The sequence below is a fragment of the Streptomyces sp. AK08-02 genome (assembly GCF_033795085.1).
GTDB classification, from domain to species: domain Bacteria; phylum Actinomycetota; class Actinomycetes; order Streptomycetales; family Streptomycetaceae; genus Streptomyces; species Streptomyces echiniscabiei.
Genome location: NZ_JARAZV010000014.1, coordinates 181,197 through 202,783 on the forward strand (window position 1 = coordinate 181,197; position 21,587 = coordinate 202,783).

Below are 21,587 nucleotides of genomic sequence, written 5' to 3' on the forward strand. Positions count from 1 at the left end.
CGTTAGCAGTACTAGCGTTGCCTCATCATCTAGCAACGCTAGTTCATGGAGGGATCGTCATGCTCGACGCACTCGAGGTCGTCACCACCGTCGTCGTCGGCCTGATGGTGGGGGTGGAGTTCTCCGTCATCTTCATCATGAACCGGATCCTGAACGCGCTTCCCGAGGACAGCCGCCAGCTCGGCCACGCCCACGGCGGCCGGATGCTCGGCGCCCTGATGCCGTACTGGTACATAGGTTCGCTCGTCCTCAGCGCGATCTGGGCCGTCGCCCGATGGCACCACCACGGCACCGGACTCGTCGTCACCGCCGCCGGACTGCTGATCCTCAGCGTGGTCATGTCGATCGCGCTGCTCGTCCCGATCAACAACCGAAACAAGACCTGGACGCCCGAGAACCGGCCCGCCGACTGGAAGGAGCAGCTGGACCGCTGGAACCGCTACCACTACGTCCGCGTCGCCGTCATCCTCGCCGCGTTCACCCTGCTGGTCGCCGCGCTCGCCTGACGCATGGAGAAGAACAAGAGCAGGGGCTGCGCCCCGTGCTTTTCGGCCCGAAGGGGCCGTGTCTTTCAGGGGCGCGGGGAACTGCGCGACCAGCCCCCACCGGGCCGCACCCGACAACACACCGCCGCCGAAGAAGATCAGCACCGTCCTGGCCGCCGCGTACGGCGACATGACCAACGTGCTGGCGCACCACGGCTCCGTGGCCACCGCGCTCCGCGTCCACGGCCTGACCGCGACACTGATGGTGGTCAACGGCCTGCTGATCATGCGTGAGACACGCACCGTCGCGGCCACTCCCGAAACACTCGCCCCCGCAGCCCACCCAGCGCGGATCGGGCCGTGATCAAGGTGCAGCAGCGGGGTCTGTCCGCGGACGAACCGCCGTCGTGTTGCCAACTTGATTGATTACAGGTCGAGTTGCTGGAGGCTGAGCACGGGACGCGGTGAAGCTCCTGGTTGGATGGGTCGGCAACAGGCACAGGCAACAGGCAACAGGCAGATGAAGGATGGATCTCATGGCAACGACACAGGGCCCGCCGGTGGGGCACGAGGACATCCAGGCCGCCTCGGGTCGGACCAGGTGGTGGGTGGTCGCCCTCATTCTGGGTCTGCCGGCGCTTCTCGTCATCGGCTTCCTCGCCATGGTCGCGATCTGGGTGCTGACCAACGACTCGTCCGAGGCCGAGCAGCGACCTCCCCACTCTCTTCAGGTGAACGTGGGAGACCCATGGGCCGGAAGCACTCCTGCCTCGCCCCGGACACCGACGATGTGACACCAGGGCTCGCTTCGGGTACCGGCGAAGCTCTCCAACGCGAAGGGGATGGCACGCACGCTGATGTGCTCGGCGTCGGAGAGTTCCAGAATGTGGGTGAGCTGGACCCGCATGGCAGCGCGTCCGCCGACTTCGAAAAGCCCCTCACCCGTGCAACCGCCCCCCGCAGTGCGGCCAGGGCCCTGCCCCCCGCTTCACATACAGCCTCTTCGCGCGCAACGTCTGTTCCTCCCCCGTCGCGTCCTGGGGGCGTCCGGAGCCTCCCAGGCTCTGCCAGGTCTGCGTGTCGAACTGGTACAGGCCGCCGTACGTCCCCGACGGGTCCACCGCGTCCGGGCGGCCCCCGGACTCGCAGGCCGCGAGGGAACCCCAGTCCAGATGGTCCGCCCCCTGCACCGAGGTCGGCAGGGGTTTCGTGCCGACCCGCACCAGCTGGGCCCGGGGCTCGCGGACCACCTCCGTGCGCACCCGGCGTGGTTTCTGTTTCACGCCGTTGACCGCGCGCAGGGCGAAGGTGACCCGGCGCAGGCCCGGACTGCCCGCCTGGTCGACGATCTCGGTGCCCTTGAACAGGGACGCGTCCTGGGTGCGCCGGACGTCGTAGGGGATCTCCTCCTCGCGCACCTCCTTGGAGCCCGTCACCCGCAGCACCGTCACCGCCTGGCCGTCGCGCGGGAAGCTCTCGGCGGCCACCGACAGGGTGTCCTCGCCGCGCAGGGTGATCCCGGCCTGCCGCACCGCCTCGGCGACCGTCGCCGCGTTCGTGCGGATCGTGCGGGCCCTGCCGTCGGCCATGATCGTCACCGTGCGCTCGGTGCGGACGTCGATGGTGAGCCCCTGCCTGCCGATCTTCTGGGAGCGCGCGAGCGACAGGTACGCGCCCTCCGCGCGCACCCCGAGCTGTCTGAGTGCTTCCTCCACCGTGTGTGCCGTCGTCCACACCTCACGCCGTTCACCGTCCAGAGTGATCCGTACGGGTCGCCCGTAGTGGACGTGGACCTCGTCGCCGCTGGCCAGTGCGGTGCCCGGCGCGGGGGCGATGACGTCGTGGGCGCCCACCGCCACCCCCTCGTCGGCCAGCAGTTCGGTCACGTCGTCGGCGAAGGTGTGCAGGGTGCGCGGCTTGCCGTCGACGTTCAGTTCGATCGCCTTGTCCTTGGCGACGAAGGCCGTCGTACCGCCCGCCAGGAACGCCACGACGAGTGCCTGCGGCAGCAACCGGCGGATGGCGTCGGGCCGTTCGGAGCCCTTGCGGCGCCTGGCCGCCCGCCCCTCGCGGGAGCGTCCTTCCCGGGCCCGCGCGTTCGCCGCCTGCTGCCGGGGCACCCCGGGGGGCGGCATCGGCGGCTCGGGGGGCGCCGGGGGCTCGTAGGCGGGCCGGTACGTGTCCGCGTACGGCAGCACCCCGTACGCCACCGTCTCGGCGGTGTGCGGGTCGTACCCCCCGTACGGCGACGGCGGCTGTGGCCCGCCCACGGGGCTGTACGTCTCGTACGGCGGCGAACTGCTCACGACGACACGCTCCAGGTTCCGGCGACGGGCACCAGAACCTAGCGGAGCGGCCGTCACTCTCCAAAGCGACGCGGCTACCGAGCGTCAACGCACGTCAGTGCTGTCAGTAATCGAAGGCACGTGCGGTGTTGGTCGCGATCGCCGTCGCCAGCGTGTCCTCGTCGATGCCCCGCACCTCGGCCATCGCCCGCAGGGTGACCGGGATGAGGTAGGGAGCGTTGGGCCGGCCCCGGTACGGCGCCGGGGTGAGGAAGGGCGCGTCCGTCTCGACGAGGACCAGCTCCAGGGGTGCCACCGCGAGCGCGTCGCGCAGCGGCTGGGCGTTCTTGAAGGTCATGTTGCCGGCGAAGGACATGAAGTAGCCGCCTGCCGCGCAGAGTTCGGCCATCTCCGCGTCGCCGGAGTAGCAGTGGAAGACGGTCCGCTCGGGGGCGCCCTCCTCCTTCAGGACCCGGAGGACGTCGGCGTGCGCGTCCCGGTCGTGGATGACCAGCGCTTTCCCGTGCCGCTTGGCGATCTCGATGTGCGCCCGGAAGGACCGCTCCTGGGCCGCCTTGCCCTCGGGTCCGGTGCGGAAGTAGTCGAGTCCCGTCTCGCCGACGCCCTTGACCTGCGGGAGTCCGGCCAGCCGGTCGATCTCCGCGAGCGCCTCGTCGAGGGCGGCGTCTCCGCCGGGCATCCGCGCGCCCTGCCGGGACCAGCCGTCGGGGTCGCCGTGGACGATGCGCGGGGCCTCGTTGGGGTGCAGGGCGACGGTCGCGTGCACGCTCTCGTGGGTGGCCGCCGTCTCGGCGGCCCAGCGGGAACCCTTGAGGTCGCAGCCGACCTGGACGACCGTCGTCACCCCGACCGACGCGGCCTTCGCGAGGCCTTCCGCGACGGTGCCCGACTGCATGTCGAGGTGGGTGTGGGAGTCGGCGACCGGTACCCGGAGGGGTTCGGGCAGCGGCGGGGCTTCGGCGGCACGGGACTTGGCGGGCATGCCCCGATCCTACGAAAGGGGCACGCCCGCCTCGGGCCGGGGAGGCCTGTCCGGGGCCGGTGGACTCGCCTCGCGGCGGGAAGCCGCTAGCTCGCCTTGCGGTGGAAGGGGTGCAGGAGATCCGAGAGGTGCCAGTGGTGGTCTTCCTTCGGCGTCCCGGCCTCACCGGGCTCAGCGGTCTCGGCGGAGGTGCCCGCCGGGACGGCCTTCGGGGCCGAGCGCTGCCTGTGCATCGAGTTCTGTACCGACGACACCTGGCCCGCACGCATGATGCGTACGACATGGCCGTCGCAGTTCTGGCAGGTGGGACGGGTCAGCGGGGACTGTACGACATGGCCGTCAGCCACGTACATGACCATCTGGCCGCCCTCGACGTCGGTGTGGTGCTCGATCTCGTACGACTGTTCCCAGCCGTGCCCGCAGCGCATGCAGGCGAAGGAATACGACTCGTGTACGACGGCGGTGGCCGTGCTGCGGTGGCCGGTGATCTCGCTCATGCCAGCTCCTCTAGTCCGCTGGACACGGGACGGGTGCGTCCCTGTGAACCAGTGGACGCCTCTGCCGCCGTGAAGGCATCAGACCTGTCGACTGTTGAAGGCGTCTTGGCCATTCCTTGTGGGAACGGCCCGGATCCGAGGGCCGGCCTTTGCCGTTCGGCGCCCGCCTTTGCCCCCTTATGGTGTGACCGGCGTCGCGGTCCCCGTACCACCCGCACCGCCCGCACCCTGCGCGTTCTTCGCCGCCACGACCGCGTCGAACACCTCCCGCTTGGGCAGCCCCGCTTCGGCCGCGACGGCCGCGATGGCCTCCTTGCGCCGCTCCCCCGCCTCCTCGCGCACCCGCACCCGCCGCACCAGTTCCTCGGCGCCGACCTCCCCGGCGGCCTTCTCGGGGGCGCCCTCGACGACGACGGTGATCTCACCCCGGACGCCCTCGGCCGCCCACTCGGCCAGCTCGGCCAGCGGACCGCGCCTGACCTCCTCGTACGTCTTCGTCAACTCCCGGCAGACGGCGGCCCGTCGGTCCGGGCCGAACGCCTCCGCCATGGCCGCGAGGGTGTCGTCGAGACGGTGCGGGGCCTCGAAGTAGACGAGGGTGCGGCGCTCTTGGGCCACTTCCCGAAGGCGGGAGAGACGTTCGCCCGCCTTTCGCGGCAGGAAGCCCTCGAAGCAGAACCGGTCGACGGGCAGCCCGGAGAGCGCGAGCGCGGTGAGCACGGCGGACGGGCCGGGGACGGCCGTCACCCTGATGTCCTTCTCCACGGCTGCGGCGACCAGCCGGTACCCGGGGTCGGACACCGACGGCATGCCCGCGTCCGTCACCAGCAGCACCCGCGAACCGCCGAGCAACGCCTCGACCAGTTCGGGGGTGCGCGCCGCCTCGTTGCCCTCGAAGTACGACACCACCCGGCCCTTCGGCTGCACACCGAGCGCCTGGGTGAGCCGGCGCAGCCGCCGGGTGTCCTCGGCCGCGATGACGTCGGCGCCCTCCAGTTCCGCCGCGAGCCGGGGCGGCGCGTCCGTGACGTCGCCGATGGGAGTGCCTGCCAAAACCAGTGTTCCTGTCACGTTTCCATCCTCGCAGGGCCCTTCCACGGGACGCACACAGCGCTGTTCCCTACGATGGCGCGGTGACCAGTACCGCGCCCTCCACGGACACCCGGCAGACCGCACCCTCGCCAGAGCAGCGGCCGGCGTGGCAGCAGCGGCTGCGCCGTTACGGATACACGGCGCAGCCGAGAAGCGATGTCCGGGACCGGCTGGTGCCGCCGTACACGGAGCCGAGCCCCCGTCTGTGGGCGACCCTCGGGCTGCCGCCGGCCGTCACCGACCGGATCACACGCTGGTCCGGCTGGGGCGGTCCGCTGCTCGTGACACTGCTGGCGGGTCTGCTGCGCTTCTGGGACCTGGGCAGTCCGAAGCGGGTGATGTTCGACGAGACGTACTACGCGAAGGACGCGTGGGGTCTCATCCACCGCGGCTTCGAGGTCAGCTGGGACAAGGACGTCAACGACCTGATCCTGAAGACGGACGGGCACGTGGCCGTCCCGACCGACCCGGCCTATGTCGTGCATCCGCCGGTCGGGAAGTACGTCATCGGGCTCGGCGAATGGCTGTTCGGGTTCAACCCGTTCGGCTGGCGCTTCATGACGGCGCTGCTGGGCACGCTGTCCGTCCTGATCCTGTGCCGCCTCGGGCGCCGCCTCTTCCGCTCCACCTTCCTCGGCTGCCTGGCGGGCACGTTGATGGCGGTGGACGGCCTGGCGTTCGTGATGAGCCGCACCTCGCTGCTCGACGGCGTCCTCCAGTTCTTCGTCCTCGCCGCCTTCGGCTGCCTGGTCATCGACCGCGACAAGGCCCGCGAACGGCTGGCGGCGGCCCTGCCACCGGACGCGGACGGTTCCGTACGACCGGACGCGCACATCGCCGAGACGACCCGCCTCGGCGTCCGCCCCTGGCGCCTGCTCGCGGGCCTGATGCTGGGTCTGGCCATCGGCACCAAGTGGAACGGCCTGTACATCCTGGTCGCGTTCTGTGTGATGGCGGTGCTGTGGGACGTCGGCTCCCGCAGGGTCGCCGGCGCCCGCCACCCGTACGAGGCGGTCCTCAAGCACGACCTGGGCTGGGCGTTCCTGTCGACGGTCCCGGTGGCCGTCGTCACGTACCTCGTCTCCTGGACGGCCTGGATCCTCTCCCCGTCGGACGGCACCGGCGGCTACTACCGCAACTGGGCCGCGACCGAGGGCAAGGGCAGCAGCTGGTCGTGGCTGATGCCCGACTGGTGGCGCAGCCTCTGGCACTACGAGCACGCGGTGTACGAGTTCCACGTGGGCCTGCACACGCCGCACAACTACCAGTCGAACCCGTGGAGTTGGCTCGTCCTGGGCCGTCCGGTCTCGTTCTTCTACGAGTCCCCCGAACCCGGCAGCGGCGGCTGCCCCGCCAACTCCGGCGAGCAGTGCGCCCGCGAGGTCCTGGCCATCGGCACGCCCCTGCTGTGGTGGGCGGCCTGCTTCGCCGTCCTGTACGTCCTGTACCGCTGGCTGCTGCGGCGCGACTGGCGGGCGGGCGCCATCGCCTGCGGGATCGCGGCGGGCTACGCCCCCTGGTTCATGTACCAGGAGCGCACGATCTTCTTCTTCTACGCGATCGTCTTCCTGCCGTTCCTGTGCCTGGCGCTGGCGATGATGATCGGCGCGATCATCGGCCCACCGGGTTCGAGCGAACGGCGCCGGGTCGCGGGCGCGGCGGGCGCGGGTGTGCTGGTACTGCTGATCGCGTGGAACTTCATCTATTTCTGGCCGCTGTACACCGGGACGGCGATTCCCATCGACTCCTGGCGTTCACGGATGTGGCTGGATACCTGGGTCTAGCCGCCATCCCCGGACGGCCCGCACCGAAAAGTGCGGGCCGGCGGCGGATTCGTGGCAGGTTCGAGCCCATGCTCAGAGGCCCGTCGAGCATTCCTTCACGCTGTTGGCGGTGAGGACTATGCAGACCCGCGACTGCGCACTGCCGCCGTTCCAGTGCCATGCGGTCTTCCGCCATTGGTCGCTTGGGACGAAGTAGAGGTCCGAGACCCTCTTCCAGTTGTAGGCGTCGGTCTTGCGCTCCAGCCAGCCTTCGCACCCAAAGCCCGAGTACGCCTCGAAGAACCCTTGTACGTCCGAGTGGTGATTGCTTTCGACGTCGTTCTTTATCGATGCGTAGCAGGCCAGCGCGGAGCCGGCCTTGACCGTGGCGGAGTACGTGTTGGAACTCGCGCCGGCCGGGGACGCGGTTGCCGCGAGGAGCAGTGCGGCAGCACCGAGCGAGACGGCGATCTTCTTTTTCATGAGGTGTCTCCCGTGAGTTGTGGCTGCCTCAGGGGGAGATCGTGGCATTCCGTGCGCTTACTGCCGTCCCATCCTGGTATGAGGTGTGGGTAAACCTGTGACGTACGTACGGGTAAACCCACGCGGTCGGGCAGCCGGTGACGGACCGGCGGTACATCATCTCGTCAGACGAGATGACGAGATGTAGACAACATCATGGCAACACTTCCCACAGCAGCCCCTCAGCCCACATACAGTGCTGTGGCCAACGGGGAGGGGAACTCACATGCGCAAGGGAGCAAAGGCCGCGATCGTCGGGTCCGTGTTCACGGTGATGGTCGCAGGGGCCGGGTACGGCGCGTTCAACATCGTGTCCGCGCTCAACGAGGACAGCGGCGGTACGGAGTCCGTGAAGACCGGGCCGCCGTCGAAGGACGAGATCGCGGAGACCAGCGAGAAGTTCTTCGCGGCCTGGGAGAAGGGGCAGGCGCAGGCCGCCGCCCAGCTCACCGACAACGCGGCACCGGCGGCCACGCTGATCGGCGACTACCGGGCGACCGCGCACATCACCGGCCTGAAGATCACCCCCGGGACGGCCACCGGAGCGACCGTGCCCTTCTCCGTGAAGGCAACGGTGTCCTTCCAGGGCAAGAGCAAGCCGCTCGCCTACACCAGCAGCCTGACGATCGTCCGGGGTACGACGACCGGGCGGGCGCTGGTCGACTGGAAGCCGTCGGTCGTCCATCCCGGCCTCAAGGCCGTCGGGGACACGCTGGTCACCGGGGAGGCCGGCAGCCCGCCGATCGAGGCCGTGGACCGCGACGGCAAGGTCCTGACGAAGGAGAAGTACCCCTCCCTCGGGCCGATCCTGGACACCCTGCGGGCGCGCTACGGCGACAAGGCGGGCGGTACGCCGGGGGTCGAGCTGATGGTCAGGCACGCCGACACGAACATCGCCGACACCTCGCTGGTGACCCTCGCCGAAGGCACGCCGGGCAAGCTGGAGACGACGCTGAGCGCGAGTGCGCAGGCCGCCGCCGAGAAGGCGGTGCTCAGGTTCTCCGAGTCGTCCGTGGTCGCCGTACAGCCGAGCACCGGTGAGGTGCTGGCGGTCGCCAACCACCGCAAGGACCAGTTCAACGCGGCCTTCGAGGGGACGCTGGCGCCGGGCTCCACGATGAAGATCGTCACGGCGGCGATGCTCATAGACAACGGCGTGACCTCGATGAACGGCCCGGCGCCCTGCACGTCGACCGCGATCTGGAAGAGCCAGACCTTCAGCAACCTCAAGGGCATGGCACCGAACGAGAACGCCACCCTCGCCAACGACTTCCTGCGCTCCTGCAACACGGGTTTCATCAAGCTGATCGACGGCACCGACGCCCACCCGCTCACCGACGAGTCGCTGACGACCGAGGCGCAGGAGCGGTTCGGACTCGGGCAGGACAACTGGAAGACCGGGATCACCTCCTTCGACGGCAGCGTCCCCGCCTCCCCCGGCCCGGACCGGGCGGCCAACGCGATCGGCCAGGGCCAGGTCCAGATGAGCCCGCTGAACATGGCGTCGGTGACGGCGACGGCGATCACCGGTGAGTTCCGCCAGCCGTACCTCGTCTCGCCCGACCTGGACAAGCGTGAGCTGGCGACGGCCAAGGGCCTGCCTGCGAGCACGTCCGCGCAGCTCAAGGAGATGATGCGGATGACGGCGACCCAGGGCACCGCGACGCAGGCCATGGCCGGGCTGAGCGGGGACATCGGGGCGAAGACGGGGTCCGCCGAGGTCGACGGGCAGGCCAAGTCCAACAGCTGGTTCACCGGATTCCGGGGCGACATCGCGGCGGCGGCCATGACCCAGGAGGGCGGCCACGGCGGCGACGCGGCGGGCCCGATTGTCGCAGCCGTGCTACGGACCGGAGGCTGAACTCACCCTCGCGGAACGGGACTCTAGGGTGGTCGTTGTCGTTGAGGTGGATGAGGGCAACGGGGACCCTGGGGATTTCGCGGAGGATCGGGAGCTGTGGGCAACAGAAGGCGCGTCGCCGAGCGACGGAGTGCACGCAAGACCAGGCCCGCCGTGATCGGCGGGATGATCGCCGTGGTCGTCGGCGGCGCCGGTTTCGGCGTGTACGCGCTGTACGGCGGCGGTGCGGCGGCCGAGGACGGCTCCTCCACGGCCGCCACGGCCGACAAGAAGCCGTCGGTACCGACGGGCCCGGTGCCCGCGACCCAGGTCAAGGCGGTCGCCACCCGGTTCCTGACGTCCTGGCAGACGGGCAAGGTCGCTGCCGCGGCGGCGTCGACGAACGACACCACCACGTCGGCGGCCACCCTCCTCACCGGCTACACCAAGGACGCCCACATCACCGGCGTGACGATCACCCCGGGCACGGCGAAGGGCGCCAAGGTCCCCTTCACGGTCAAGGGCACGGTGAAGTACGGCGGCACGAGCAAGCCACTCACCTACGAGAGCGCCCTGACCGTGGTCCGTCGTACGTCCGACGGGAAGCCGCTGGTCGACTGGCACGCGTCGGTGATCCACCCCGACCTGGCGGACGGCGACAAACTCCTCACCGGGGAGTCCGGCACCCCGCCGATCAAGGCCGTCGACCGGGACGGCGGTGAGCTGACCCTCGCCAAGTACCCGTCCCTGGGCACGGTTCTGGACAGCCTCCGGGAGAAGTACGGCAAGAAGGCGGGCGGCAAGGCGGGCATCGAACTGCGCGTCGTGCGCGGTACGGCGTCCAAGGCGGCCAAGTCCGCCGACAAGACGCTGCTGGAGCTGAGCAAGGGCACTCCGGGCACCGTGAAGACGACGCTGAGCCCGGCCCTGCAGACGGCGGCCGAGGCACAGGTCGTGAAGAAGCCGAAGTCGTCGGTGGTGCTGCTGCGCCCCTCGACGGGCGAGATCCTGGCGGTGGCGAACCAGTCGCACGGCTTCAACACCGCGTTCCAGGGCTCGTTGGCGCCGGGCTCGACGATGAAGGTCATCACGTCGTCGCTGCTGATCGAGAAGGACCTCGCGTCACCGGACAAACCGCACCCGTGCCCGAAGTTCTCGACGTACGGCGGCTGGAAGTTCCAGAACGACGACAAGTTCGAGATCAAGGGCGGCACCTTCAAAGCGAGTTTCGCGCGGTCCTGCAACACGGCCTTCATCAGCCAGGCGCCCAAACTCGACAACGACAGCCTGACCAAGCAGGCGCAGCAGGTGTTCGGCCTCGGCATGGACAACTGGGCGATCGGCGTCTCGACCTTCGACGGCTCGGTGCCGGTGCAGTCGCAGGCCCAGATGGCGGCTTCGCTGATCGGGCAGGGCGGGGTGCGGATGAACCCCCTCAACATGGCGTCGGTGGCGGCGACGGTCGGATCCGGCGTCTTCCACCAGCCGTACCTGGTCTCACCGGACGTGGACGGCCGGAGGTTGGCGACGGCCGCGCGGACGATGTCGTCGTCGACGCTGTCTCAGCTGCGGGAGCTGATGCGGTACACGGCGGCGTACGGGACGGCGGCGGAGGCGATGGCCGGCCTCGGCCCGGACTACGGCGCGAAGACGGGCTCCGCGGAGGTCGACGGCCAGGACAAGCCGAACGGCTGGTTCACGGCGTACCGGGGAGACCTGGCGGGCGCGGGCGTGGTCGTGGAGGGCGGCCACGGCGGCAGCACGGCGGGCCCGATCGTGGCAGCGCTGCTAAGGGCAGGCTCCTGACCAACCATTTTTAGCCCGTCCGGCGCTTGAGGACGAGGCCCCTTCAGGGCCGATGGGGGGTCTGGGGGCACAGCCCCCAGGACGGGATGGGACGGGTAGGGGCGGCGGGGGCGAGAAAACCCCACGTCAGCTACTGACCCGAGCCCCCGCCCCCGCCGTATACGTACGCCGCAGAAACCGCATCAGCGCCTTCCGCTCGAACTGCACCACCGACACCCGCCCCGCCGAGTGGAACTCGACCACCGCCTGCACCCGCCCGCACGGCCACACCCGCACCTCCCCGGACCCCACCGGCGCCCGCAGCCCCTCCTCCAGCAGGGACCGGGAGAACGTCCACTCGTGGGGGCCGGGCAGTCCGACGCGGACCGCGCGCGGATCGGTGTCGGGGTCGTAGCGCAGGACCACCGGGACCGCGTCGCGGTCGTCGTCGGAGTCATCTGGGGCGGCCGTGACGATACGGGCTCGCGCGTACTGCTCGACTACGGACATCAGACTGCCCCTTACGCTGCGTAACCTGTGTGGAAGCTGTGGATCCGCTCCCACTTCCCCTCCAATGTCGCACATTTCCTGATTTATGCTTCAGATCGCTTTCATCTCGCTCTTGCGAAAGGTTCGCAACAAGCCACTATCATCAGACGGTGCATGTGCCCGATGGATTCATCAACGCCCCTGTCTCCGTAGCGGCCGGTGTCGTCGCCGCCGGTGCCGTCGCCGTGAGCCTGCGCGGCGCCCGGCGCGAGCTGGACGAACGGATCGCGCCGCTCGCCGGTCTGGTGGCCGCGTTCATCTTCGCCGTGCAGATGCTGAACTTCCCGGTCGCCGCCGGGACCAGCGGACACCTGCTCGGCGGTGCGCTCGCCGCGATACTCGTGGGCCCCTACACAGGGGTCCTGTGCGTGTCCGTGGTCCTGCTCATGCAGGGCATCCTCTTCGCGGACGGTGGCCTCACCGCGCTCGGCGTGAACATCTCGGTGATGGCCGTGACGACGACCGTCGTCGCCTACGCCGTCTTCCGCGGACTGGTGAAGGTGCTGCCGAAGAAGCGCCGTTCCGTCACCGTCTCCGCCTTCGTCGCCGCCGCGCTCTCCGTACCGGCCGCCGCCCTCGTCTTCACCCTCGTCTACGCGATCGGCGGCACGACGGACGTACCGATCGGCCGGGTCCTCACCGCCATGGTCGGCGTACACGTCCTGATCGGGCTCGGCGAGGCCGCGATCACCGCGTTCACGGTCGGCGCCGTCATCGCCGTACGGCCTGATCTCGTGTACGGCGCCCGAGGCCTGCGCCAGAAGCTCCAGCTGCGGGTCGGCGGCGAACTGGTGGACGCGGCACCCGAGCCCCGGCCGGAACTCGCCCCCTCGCACCGCACCCGCAACGTCTGGCTCACCGGCCTCGCCGCCTCCCTCGTCCTCGCCGGTGTCGTCAGCTTCTACGCCTCCGCCAGCCCCGACGGCCTGGAGAAGGTCGCCGCCGACAAGGGCATCGACGCCAAGGTCGAGGACCACGCCGCCGCCGACTCCCCGCTCGCCGACTACGGCGTCGAGGGCATCACCGACGGCCGGCTCTCCGGCGGCCTCGCCGGAGTGATCGGCGTCGGCGTCACGGTCGTCGCCGGCACGGGGATCTTCTGGGCGGTCCGCAGGCGCGGCGGCACGAGCGAGACCGCCACCGCCACCTCACCCACGAGCGTCTGACATGGGCGCCGGACACGCCCACCGGCTCTACCGGCACGCGCACTCCCCCGTGCACGGGCTGCCGCCGCACACCAAGCTCGCCGCCGCGTTCACCTTCGTGATCGTGGTCGTCTCCACCCCCCGCGAGGCGGTGTGGGCCTTCGCGGTGTACGCCGTACTGCTGGCGGCCGTGGCCCGCGCCGCCCAGGTGCCCGCCCTCTTCCTGCTCAGGCGTCTGCTGATCGAGGTCCCCTTCGTCGCCTTCGCCGTGCTCATGCCGTTCGTGGCACAGGGCGAGCGGGTGGACGTGCTGGGCATGTCGCTGAGTGTCAACGGGCTCTGGGGCGCCTGGAACGTGCTCGCCAAGGGCACTCTCGGCGTCGCCACCTCCGTGCTCCTCGCCTCCACCACCGAACTGCGCGAACTGCTCCTCGGGCTCCAGCGCCTCAGGCTTCCGCCGCTGCTCGTGCAGATCGCCTCGTTCATGATCCGGTACGGCGACGTCATCGCCGACGAGATGCGGCGGATGCGGATCGCCCGGGAGTCACGGGGCTTCGAGGCGCGGGGCGTCCGCCACTGGGGGGTGCTGGCGAAGTCCGCCGGGGCACTGTTCATCCGGTCCTACGAACGGGGCGAGCGCGTGCATCTGGCCATGGTGAGCCGGGGGTACGCCGGTTCCATGCCCGTCATCGACGAGGTGACCGCGTCCCGGGCGCAGTGGTCGTACGCCTTCGCCCTGCCCGTCGCCGCGCTCGCCGTATGTCTGCTGGGATGGTCGCTGTGACAGTTTCTGTGGTTTCTCCGGCCTCCCTGGAGGTCTCCGGGCTCGCCTACGCCTACCCCGACGGCCACCAGGCCCTCTTCGGCGTCGACCTCACGGTCGGGCGCGGTGAGCGGGTGGCGCTGCTCGGGCCCAACGGGGCCGGCAAGACGACCCTCGTGCTGCACCTCAACGGCATCCTCACCGGCGGGGCGGGGACGGTCACCGTCGCCGGGATGCCCGTCGGCAAGCGGCACATGGCCGAAATCCGACGCAAGGTCGGGATCGTCTTCCAGGACCCCGACGACCAGCTCTTCATGCCGACCGTGCGCGAGGACGTCGCCTTCGGACCGGCCGCCGCCGGGATGAAGGGCGAGGAGTTGGAGCAGCGCGTCCGTACGGCCCTCGACCTGGTGGGAATGGCCGACTTCGCCGGCCGGCCGCCGCACCATCTCTCCTTCGGGCAGCGACGCCGGGTGGCCGTGGCGACGGTGCTCGCCATGGAGCCCGAGATCCTCGTCCTCGACGAGCCGTCCTCCAACCTCGACCCCGCCTCGCGCCGCGAACTGGCCGACATCCTGCGGTCGTTGGACGTCACGGTCCTCATGGTCACGCACGATCTGCCGTACGCCCTGGAGCTGTGTCCGCGCGCGCTGGTCCTCAGCGAGGGCGTCATCGCCGCCGACGGTCCCACCGGCGACCTCCTGGCCGACGACGACCTGATGCGCGCCCACCGTCTGGAACTGCCTTTCGGGTTCGACCCGCGTTCCGTCTCCGCCACCCGCGCCACCTGACGACAGGCACGTGGACAATGGTCGTGTGATCGAACAAGAGGACGCGCACAACCCCGGGTCGCCGCGCCTCGACGACCAGTTGTGCTTCGCGCTGTACGCGGCCCAGCGCGCGATGACCGCCGCCTACCGCCCGCTCCTCGACGAGCTGGGCCTCACCTACCCGCAGTACCTCGTACTGCTGGTCCTGTGGGAGCGCGGCGAGGTGACCGTGAAGGAACTGGGCGCCGCCCTGTGCCTCGACTACGGCACGGTCTCGCCGCTGCTCAAGCGGCTGGAGGCGGCGGGGCTGGTCCGCCGGGAGCGGTCGGCCCGGGACGAGCGGTCGGTGTCCGTCCGTGTCACCGTGCGCGGCGAGGAACTCCGGGAGCGCGCGGCCCGCGTACCGGGCGCGCTGCTCGCGGCGACGGAGCTGAGCGGGGGCGAGGTGGCACGGCTGCGGGGCGAGCTGTGGGCGCTGGCGGAACGGGCCCAGGTGGCCGCCGACCGCGCCCGTCTGACCTGAGGTTATTCACGGTCCGCACCCCGGATGACGAATAAACCCCTACTAGCCGGTATCTTGTGCACGATGTAGTTGTGCTATTCGCAGTTTCTACACATGGCCCTGTTGCCCGCTTTGGGGGAGGTTCTGCCGTGACTGACGCCGGTATCGACGTCGAGGCCCGTACCACCGAGACGCGTCCGGACTCCCGTCCGACGAAGATCATGTACGTCGCCGAGGCCACCGCCCACGGCGGCCGGAACGGCGATGTCACCAGCCAGGACGGCCAGATCGCCCTGAAGGTGGCGATGCCTCCGCAGCTGGGCGGCGACGGCAACGGCACCAACCCGGAGCAGCTGTTCGCGGCCGGCTACAGCTCCTGCTTCCACAACGCCCTGGTCCTGGTCGGCCGCCGCGAGGGCTACGACCTGTCGGGCTCGACGGTCGCCGCGAAGGTGGGCATCGGCCCCAACAAGCAGCAGGGCTACGGCCTGGCGGTCGCCCTGAGCGTCTCGCTGCCGATCCTGGACCAGGACATCGCGGCCAAGCTGGTCGACGCGGCCCACATGGTCTGCCCGTACTCGAACGCCACCCGCGACAACATCGACGTGACGATCATTCTGGGCTGATCGGCCCATGAGCTGAGGAATCGCGGGCGGGTGGGCGCGCGTTCCACCCCTGTGGACCTGAACGTGGACCTGAACGTGGACGTGGCCGTGAACGGCACAGTGGCGGAGGGCTTCGAGCCCGTACGAGCGGCCTTCGCGGCGAACTTCGCGACCGGCGGCGAGCACGGCGCCGCTGTCACCGTGTACCGGGACGGGCGCCGGGTCGTCGACCTGTGGGCCGGTACCCGTGATGTCGACGGCGACGCTCCCTGGGAGCACGGCACCGCGCAGATCGTACGCTCGGCCACGAAGGGCGTCGCCGCCGCCGCACTCCTGATGCTGGCCGAGCGCGGCGAACTGGACCTGGACGCCCCCGTGGGCGAGTACTGGCCGGAGTTCAAGGCGGCGGGCAAGGACCGGACCCTCGTACGGCACCTGCTCGCGCACCGCGCGGGCGTCCCCGTCCTCGACCGGCCGCTCACCCCCGCCCAGGCGGCCGACCCCGACCTCGGCGCCGCCGCGGTCGCCGCGCAGGCGCCGGCCTGGGAGCCGGGGACGGACCACGGGTACCACGCGCAGACGTACAGCTGGCTGGCGGGTGAGCTCGTACGACGGGTCGGCGGGCGCCCGGTCGGAGAGTGGGTGGCGGCGGAGATCGCGGAACCGGCCGGCCTCGACCTGTGGCTCGGGCTGCCGGACGCGGAGGCCGCACGGGTGGGCCGGGTGGGCCGGGTCGAGACCCCTCAGCCGGGTGGCCCGGGTCTGAGGACACGCCCCAAACGGTCCGTCGCCGACGCCTACGCCGACCCGGACTCCCTCACCAGCCGTGCCTTCGCAGCGATCACCCCGCTGCCCGACGAGAACGACCCCGCGTACCGGGCCGCCGCCCTCCCCGCCTCCAACGGCATCGCCACCGCCGACGGACTCGCCCGCTTCTACGCCTCCCTCATCGGCCGGGTCGACGGCGGGACACGCCTGTTCACCCCGGCGACGGTCGAACTGGCCCGGCGCGAGCAGTCGGCGGGCCCGGACCGCGTCCTGGTCATCGGCACCCGCTTCGGCCTCGGTTACATGCTCCACGGCACGGCCGCGCCCCTACTCGCCCCCGGCTCCTTCGGGCACCCGGGAAGGGGCGGCGCCCTCGGCTTCGCCGACCCCGAGTCGGGCATCTCGTTCGGCTATGTGACGAACGGCTTCCGCAAGAGCGTGACGGCGGACGGACGGGCCCAGGCACTGGTACGCGCGGTGCGGACCTGCCTCTGACCTGGGGCCGGTGAGCCGGCGTCGGTGCCCGGGCGCCGCGCGCCGACGTGCTATCGGAGGCCGAGTGAACGCGATGTACGCCCCGACACCTCGTCGATCTCGTCGTGGGCCTTCGTCAGCAGCCTCATCGCCAGTTCGTTGAGAGCGCGTGCCCCGGCGATCTCCTCGCCGACGCGTGGCTGGTTCTCGTCGGACCGGTGACGGCTGGCGTAGCCGTTGGCCCGTACCTCGCTGCCGTCCGCGAGCCGTACGAGGGCGGCGGCGCGTGTGCGGTGCTCATCCTCCTCGAACTCCAGCTCGACATGCCATCCCACTGCGGTGTGCGTCATGACGATCACCTCCGGTACCGCTGCTTCCAGGGTGCTCCTGTCGGCTCCCGCACGCACATGTGCCGCGAGTACCGAGTCCGGCGTAGCTCCAGCGCGTCCGTTGTGTGACGTTCGTCGCGATCGCCCCGGGCGAGGGATGCGTGCTCTCCCCTCGGTCGTACGCTGCAAGAACCCCCGCACCGAACCCCCCTACCGAACCCGCGCACCGAACCCCCCGCACCGACCGCACCGACGCCAAGGAGTTGTCGTGCCCCATACCTTCGGCCGCCCCCGCCTCCACGGCTGCCGTTAACGGGCCCCGGGCACGTTCCGATCATGCGCTGCTGTCTCTCCGCTCCCCTCGCCGCCCTCGCGGCGTTCCCCGACCCCCGCGACCTCGCCCGGTCCGGCGCGCTCCTCACGCCCGCCGTCCTGCGGTCCGCGCTCGCCGCGCGCCGGGAACGCGTCACGCGCGCCGACGTCGTGACGGCCCTCAACCTGGAGCTGGTCACCCTCACCGAGGACCGCGCCGTCATCACCTGGTACACGGCGGTGCCCGGCACGGACGACGGTTTCGGCCACCTGATCCCGGCGGTCACCGAGGGCGAGGTCGTGTACGGCACCCACCCCGCCCACCTCGACCGCACGGCGTCCGAGGGCCACGCGACCGCCCACCACCACGTCGAACTGACGGACCTGGAACCGGGTCAGACGTACTACTACCAGGCCCGTTCGCGCGGCCGGGCGGCCACACCGACCCCGCTGCACCTGGTGCGCGGCAACGCCGTCGGCACCTCGCTGCACGGACTGGGCTCGCACGGTGGCCCCTACGCCTTCACGACCCCCCAGCCGCCCCCCGGCCGCCACCTCCTCTCCATCGCGCTCTGCAACGACCTGCACCTCGGCGAGACCACGGCGGGCCGGGTGGCCGGCGTCCCGATGCTGCGCGGGGTCTCGCAGCAGCCGGGCCTCGACCCGTACCCGGAGATCATGAGCGTGGCGATGGTCGAGGAGGCCCACCGGCGTGGCGCGGACGTCCTCCTCGCCGCCGGGGACATCTCGGCGGCCGGAGCGCCCCGGGACCTGGCGGAGGCCCGCCGCATCCTGGACGGCTTCGGCACCCACGGGCGGGACTACTTCGTCGTACGAGGCAACCACGACCGCCCCAGACACCCCGACGACGCCTTCCGCGACGGTTTCCTGGGCGGCGCCGACGGCCCCGGCTACTTCGCGCGCGACCTGGGCGGCCTGCGCCTGATCGGCCTCGACACCTACGAGAAGGAAGGCAACGGCGGCGACGCGGGCGGGCTGAGCGCTGAACAACTGGCTTGGTTCCAGGGTGAGTTGCGCACAGAGAAGGATCAACCGACGATCGTCTTCGGCCATCACCCGCTGACGACACGGGACTCGGTGTTCCCCATGGGACGCGGTCAGCGCCTGGACCGCCGGCAGGCCCGCTCGATCGTCGACTCCTACTCCGCCTCCCCCGGTGTCTTCCTCCACCACGCGGGTCACACCCACCGCAACAAGCGCACGGTCCTGACCAGCGCCCCGCACGTCACCCAGCAGGAGGTCAGCGCGGTCAAGGACTACCCGGGCGGCTTCTGCCTGCTCCGCGTCCACACCGGCGGCTACGCCCTCAACTACTACAAGAACAGCAGCGTCCCGGCCCGTGCCTGGGTCGAACGCAGCCGCCTCACGGCAGGCGGCCTGTGGCCCCACCACGCCCTCGGCCGCTCGGTGACCGACCGCAACAGCATGCGCCTTCACGACCTGTCCGGCGTCCGTGCTTACCTACCCGTGTGACAGCCAACAGCACGGCGGAGACAGCCCGGTTCCGCATCCGCCCCCGCACGGAAGCCGACCTCGACACGTGCGTACGGGTGCTGGCCACGGTCCACGAGCAGAACGCATACCCCCTCAACTGGCCCACCGACCCGGCCGGTTGGCTGACCCCCCGGTCACTCCTCGCGGTGTGGGTGGCACAGGGGGAGGGCGACGAGGGGATCGTCGGCCACATCGTCCTGTCCCGCAGCGAGGAGGGCGACGCGGCGGCGGCCCTGTGGCACCGGAGTCCGACGGCCGTGGTCAACCGCCTGTACGTCGATCCGGCGGCCCGTGGCCGGGGAGTCGGCGCGGCGCTGATGCGACGGGCGGTGGCGGAGGCCGAGTTCCGCGCCCTGCACCCCGTACTCGACGTGGCGTCGACGGACACGGCGGCGGTGGCCCTGTACGAACGCCTGGGCTGGACCCTGCTGGCGGCGGAGGTGGAACAGGAGTGGGGCCCGGGACAACGGGTCAAGGTCCGCTGCTACGCGGCGCCGGTCCCCGAACGCTGACCGGACTGTCCACAGGGGCTTCCCCATCGAGCCGAACGTTGCCATGATCCAGCCATGGCCGGCGACATCTCCCCTGTGTACGAGGCGCGCTACGACTGGGACCGCAGGACCGTACGGCTGGTGGCGTTCTCCGCCGTCTTCACCGTGGTCCTCCTGCTCCCCGGCATGCCGTGGCCCGCGCGGGCACTGGGCCTGCCGCTGTTCGGCGGGGGCGGGCTGTTCATGGCGTACGTGACGATGAGCCGCAAGGTCGCGTTCCGGGTGGACGGGACGGGTGTGCTCCTCGGCGGGAGCCCCGCCCGGTACAGGGCCACCACCACTCACGTGCCCTGGGAGGACATCACCGGCTTCGTGCTGTGGCGCCAGCTCATAGGCGTTGCCTCCATGCCCCATGTCGGGGTCACCCGCCGAGAAGGAGCCCCGGCCCTGCCTGGTGACGGCCCGAAGGCCCGTGCCGTCGTCGAGTTCCTCACTCCGGTACCCGCCGACACGGTGATGTCCTCCCGGGCGGTCAACGGCTGGCGCCTCGACAAGGACCGACTGCTCACCGCCGTCGCCCACTTCGCCCCTGGCATCCCTGTGCGGGACGACCACTAGAAGGCTGCCGGGGCCCTACCCCGCGTGCAGCATCAGCCCGATCCCGACGACGAGCAGTCCGGCGGCGGCGATCCTGGGCGCCCCGAACCGCTCCTTGAAGAAGACGGCCCCGATGGCCGCCCCGACGATGATCGACGACTCCCTGAGCGCCGCCACGGGGGCGAGTTCCGCCCGGGTCTGCGCCCACAGCACCAGCCCGTACGCGGCCACGGACAGCGCGCCGCCGAGCAGTCCGACGGCGGCGAACGGCCGTACCGTCGCGATGAATCGGCCCCGCCACCGGTACAGCGCGTAGGCGGGGACGGCGATGCCCTCCAGGGCCATCAGCCACGCGATGTAGCCGAGCGCCGAGCCCGAGGCCCGTACGCCCAGACCGTCGACGACGGTGTACGCGGCGATGGTCAGCCCGGTCGCCAACGCGGCCCCGATCGCCGCCCAGTTGGGCCGGTTTCCGCGCAGCCCCCACAGGGCGACGCCGGTAAGTCCCGCACAGGACACGGCGATTCCGGCCGCCGCCCACCCGTTCGGCACCTCATGGGCGAACACAGCGGCGAGGACGGTGACGACGAGGGGCGCGGTGCCGCGTGCGATCGGATAGGCCTGCCCGAAGTCGCCGAGCCGGAACGACCGCATGAGCAGCACGTAGTACGCGACGTGGATCAGGCCCGACGCGACGAGATACGGCCACGCCCCGGCGGCGGGGACCGGCAGGAAGGGCAGGGCGACCAGCCCGATCACCATCCCGCCGCCGGCGATGAGCGTGAAGCCCACCAGCTTGTCGGTGATGCGGTGCGCGAGCGCGTTCCAGCAGGCGTGCGTGACGGCGGCGAGCAGTACGGCGGCGGTGACGGCCGGGGTCACGGGGCAGCCGACTCGCGCACATCCACGAGGGTCGCGCCGGCGTGCGCGACCAGGGCCTTCGGCTCCATGGGGAACACGGTGTACGGGGTGCCCGCGGCGGCCCAGACGAGGTCGTGCTCCAGCAGCGAACGGTCCGCGAGGACACGGGTCCTGGTCAGGTGCCCGAAGGGCGGCACGCCTCCGATGGCGTACCCGGTGGTCTCCCGTACGACGTCCACCTTGGCCCGGGTGACCTTGGCGGCCATGAGTTCGCGCCGGACCAGCTCGACGTCGACGCGGGAGGCGCCGTCCATGAGGACGAGGACCGGGACCCCGTCGGCGGAGAAGATCAGCGACTTGCAGATCTGGCTCAGCTCACACCCGATCGCGGCGGCGGCCTCGGCCGCGGTACGGGTCTCGTCGGGGAACCGCCGGATACGGGAGGTGAGTTCACCGAGGCCCAGCTCGTCGAGGGCCGCGGCGAAACGGGAGGAGGACGTGGTCATGCCCGGCACGTTAGCTGGCGGACGGATGCGTCACGAACGAATTCCCGTCGAGGACGCCCGTCGAGGATCCCTGTCGGGAGTTCCTGACCGGAGGAACGCCGGAGGGGCACCCCGCTCCGGGATGCCCC

24 protein-coding genes and 1 pseudogene are annotated in these 21,587 nt (G+C 70.7%); 15 read left to right on the plus strand and 10 right to left on the minus strand.

Features of this window, described 5'->3' with window-relative positions:
* Positions 1–59: 59 nt before the first annotated feature.
* From PV734_RS28815 to PV734_RS28825, 3 genes are all read left to right on the plus strand, one after another.
* Positions 60–506: a DUF1772 domain-containing protein gene (locus tag PV734_RS28815; RefSeq protein ID WP_319096700.1), complete on the plus strand. Its 447-nt coding sequence runs from the start codon at positions 60–62 to the stop codon at positions 504–506.
* Positions 507–564: 58 nt separating this feature from the next.
* Positions 565–849: a hypothetical protein gene (locus PV734_RS28820; protein ID WP_319096698.1), complete on the plus strand. Its 285-nt coding sequence runs from the start codon at positions 565–567 to the stop codon at positions 847–849.
* A 172-nt stretch (positions 850–1,021) separates the two neighbouring features.
* Entirely contained in the window at positions 1,022–1,279 is a 258-nt protein-coding gene (locus PV734_RS28825) for a hypothetical protein (protein WP_319096890.1), read from the plus strand.
* On the opposite strand, the pseudogene PV734_RS45900 reads toward PV734_RS28825, so the two are convergent.
* The 5 genes and pseudogenes from PV734_RS45900 to rsmI form a co-directional block, all read right to left on the minus strand.
* Positions 1,213–1,398 (minus strand): annotated as a pseudogene (locus tag PV734_RS45900) (hypothetical protein); the annotation flags it as partial. The gene PV734_RS28825 and the pseudogene PV734_RS45900 overlap by 67 nt on opposite strands.
* A 25-nt stretch (positions 1,399–1,423) precedes the next feature.
* Positions 1,424–2,791, minus strand: coding sequence for a ubiquitin-like domain-containing protein (locus PV734_RS28835; protein ID WP_319096696.1), 1,368 nt, complete (start codon positions 2,789–2,791; stop codon positions 1,424–1,426).
* 103 nt (positions 2,792–2,894) lie between these two features.
* On the minus strand, positions 2,895–3,773 hold the full coding sequence (locus tag PV734_RS28840; RefSeq protein WP_319096695.1) for a TatD family hydrolase: 879 nt from the start codon (positions 3,771–3,773) through the stop codon (positions 2,895–2,897).
* Positions 3,774–3,859: 86 nt separating this feature from the next.
* Positions 3,860–4,270 carry a hypothetical protein gene (locus PV734_RS28845; protein WP_319096694.1) on the minus strand — a complete coding sequence of 137 codons (411 nt, stop codon included), beginning with the start codon at positions 4,268–4,270 and terminating at the stop codon, positions 3,860–3,862.
* Between the two features lie 177 nt (positions 4,271–4,447).
* On the minus strand, positions 4,448–5,341 hold the full coding sequence (gene rsmI, locus PV734_RS28850) for a 16S rRNA (cytidine(1402)-2'-O)-methyltransferase (RefSeq protein WP_319096693.1): 894 nt from the start codon (positions 5,339–5,341) through the stop codon (positions 4,448–4,450).
* A gap of 62 nt (positions 5,342–5,403) precedes the next feature.
* Here rsmI and PV734_RS28855 point away from each other — a divergent pair, with 62 nt between their 5' ends.
* The gene (locus PV734_RS28855; protein WP_319292611.1) at positions 5,404–7,146 is read left to right on the plus strand and encodes a dolichyl-phosphate-mannose--protein mannosyltransferase; all 1,743 of its coding nucleotides are present in this window, start codon (positions 5,404–5,406) and stop codon (positions 7,144–7,146) included.
* 72 nt (positions 7,147–7,218) lie between these two features.
* On the opposite strand, the gene PV734_RS28860 is transcribed toward PV734_RS28855, so the two are convergent.
* Positions 7,219–7,608 carry a hypothetical protein gene (locus PV734_RS28860; protein WP_319096691.1) on the minus strand — a complete coding sequence of 130 codons (390 nt, stop codon included), beginning with the start codon at positions 7,606–7,608 and terminating at the stop codon, positions 7,219–7,221.
* Between the two features lie 265 nt (positions 7,609–7,873).
* Here PV734_RS28860 and PV734_RS28865 point away from each other — a divergent pair, with 265 nt between their 5' ends.
* A complete protein-coding gene (locus PV734_RS28865) occupies positions 7,874–9,508 on the plus strand; it encodes a penicillin-binding transpeptidase domain-containing protein (RefSeq protein WP_319096690.1) in 1,635 nt (544 codons plus the stop codon).
* A gap of 96 nt (positions 9,509–9,604) precedes the next feature.
* The gene (locus PV734_RS28870) at positions 9,605–11,293 is read left to right on the plus strand and encodes a penicillin-binding transpeptidase domain-containing protein (protein ID WP_319096689.1); all 1,689 of its coding nucleotides are present in this window, start codon (positions 9,605–9,607) and stop codon (positions 11,291–11,293) included.
* A 126-nt stretch (positions 11,294–11,419) separates the two neighbouring features.
* Here PV734_RS28870 and PV734_RS28875 read toward each other — a convergent pair whose 3' ends face one another.
* Positions 11,420–11,782 carry an SsgA family sporulation/cell division regulator gene (locus PV734_RS28875; protein WP_319096688.1) on the minus strand — a complete coding sequence of 121 codons (363 nt, stop codon included), beginning with the start codon at positions 11,780–11,782 and terminating at the stop codon, positions 11,420–11,422.
* A 149-nt stretch (positions 11,783–11,931) separates the two neighbouring features.
* On the opposite strand from PV734_RS28875, the gene PV734_RS28880 reads away from it, so the two are divergent.
* The 6 genes from PV734_RS28880 (at position 11,932) to PV734_RS28905 (ending at position 16,869) form a co-directional block, all read left to right on the plus strand.
* Complete coding sequence (locus PV734_RS28880; RefSeq protein ID WP_319292612.1) at positions 11,932–12,987, plus strand: energy-coupling factor ABC transporter permease; 1,056 nt, start codon at positions 11,932–11,934, stop codon at positions 12,985–12,987.
* 1 nt (position 12,988) lies between these two features.
* The gene (gene cbiQ, locus PV734_RS28885) at positions 12,989–13,750 is read left to right on the plus strand and encodes a cobalt ECF transporter T component CbiQ (protein ID WP_319096686.1); all 762 of its coding nucleotides are present in this window, start codon (positions 12,989–12,991) and stop codon (positions 13,748–13,750) included.
* The gene (locus PV734_RS28890) at positions 13,738–14,520 is read left to right on the plus strand and encodes an ABC transporter ATP-binding protein (RefSeq protein WP_319198817.1); all 783 of its coding nucleotides are present in this window, start codon (positions 13,738–13,740) and stop codon (positions 14,518–14,520) included. The genes cbiQ and PV734_RS28890 overlap by 13 nt, the downstream gene beginning before the upstream one ends.
* 25 nt (positions 14,521–14,545) lie before the next feature.
* A complete protein-coding gene (locus PV734_RS28895) occupies positions 14,546–15,022 on the plus strand; it encodes a MarR family transcriptional regulator (RefSeq protein ID WP_319096684.1) in 477 nt (158 codons plus the stop codon).
* A 200-nt stretch (positions 15,023–15,222) separates the two neighbouring features.
* Positions 15,223–15,627: an organic hydroperoxide resistance protein gene (locus tag PV734_RS28900; RefSeq protein ID WP_179200625.1), complete on the plus strand. Its 405-nt coding sequence runs from the start codon at positions 15,223–15,225 to the stop codon at positions 15,625–15,627.
* 81 nt (positions 15,628–15,708) lie between these two features.
* Positions 15,709–16,869 carry a serine hydrolase domain-containing protein gene (locus PV734_RS28905; RefSeq protein ID WP_319096869.1) on the plus strand — a complete coding sequence of 387 codons (1,161 nt, stop codon included), beginning with the start codon at positions 15,709–15,711 and terminating at the stop codon, positions 16,867–16,869.
* A 50-nt stretch (positions 16,870–16,919) separates the two neighbouring features.
* Here the strand turns inward: PV734_RS28905 and PV734_RS28910 are convergent, their stop codons facing one another.
* Positions 16,920–17,198, minus strand: coding sequence for a DUF1876 domain-containing protein (locus PV734_RS28910; protein ID WP_319096683.1), 279 nt, complete (start codon positions 17,196–17,198; stop codon positions 16,920–16,922).
* Positions 17,199–17,513: 315 nt separating this feature from the next.
* On the opposite strand from PV734_RS28910, the gene PV734_RS28915 reads away from it, so the two are divergent.
* The 3 genes from PV734_RS28915 to PV734_RS28925 all read left to right on the plus strand — a co-directional run bounded on the left by PV734_RS28915 (position 17,514) and on the right by PV734_RS28925 (position 20,113).
* Positions 17,514–18,983, plus strand: coding sequence for a metallophosphoesterase family protein (locus PV734_RS28915; RefSeq protein WP_319096682.1), 1,470 nt, complete (start codon positions 17,514–17,516; stop codon positions 18,981–18,983).
* Between the two features lie 77 nt (positions 18,984–19,060).
* Entirely contained in the window at positions 19,061–19,516 is a 456-nt protein-coding gene (locus tag PV734_RS28920) for a GNAT family N-acetyltransferase (RefSeq protein ID WP_319096868.1), read from the plus strand.
* A gap of 54 nt (positions 19,517–19,570) precedes the next feature.
* Complete coding sequence (locus PV734_RS28925; RefSeq protein ID WP_319096680.1) at positions 19,571–20,113, plus strand: hypothetical protein; 543 nt, start codon at positions 19,571–19,573, stop codon at positions 20,111–20,113.
* A 15-nt stretch (positions 20,114–20,128) separates the two neighbouring features.
* Here the strand turns inward: PV734_RS28925 and PV734_RS28930 are convergent, their stop codons facing one another.
* On the minus strand, positions 20,129–20,974 hold the full coding sequence (locus PV734_RS28930) for a DMT family transporter (RefSeq protein WP_319292613.1): 846 nt from the start codon (positions 20,972–20,974) through the stop codon (positions 20,129–20,131).
* Positions 20,971–21,459, minus strand: coding sequence for a YbaK/EbsC family protein (locus tag PV734_RS28935; protein WP_319292614.1), 489 nt, complete (start codon positions 21,457–21,459; stop codon positions 20,971–20,973). The genes PV734_RS28930 and PV734_RS28935 overlap by 4 nt, the downstream gene beginning before the upstream one ends.
* Positions 21,460–21,587 lie beyond the last annotated feature (128 nt).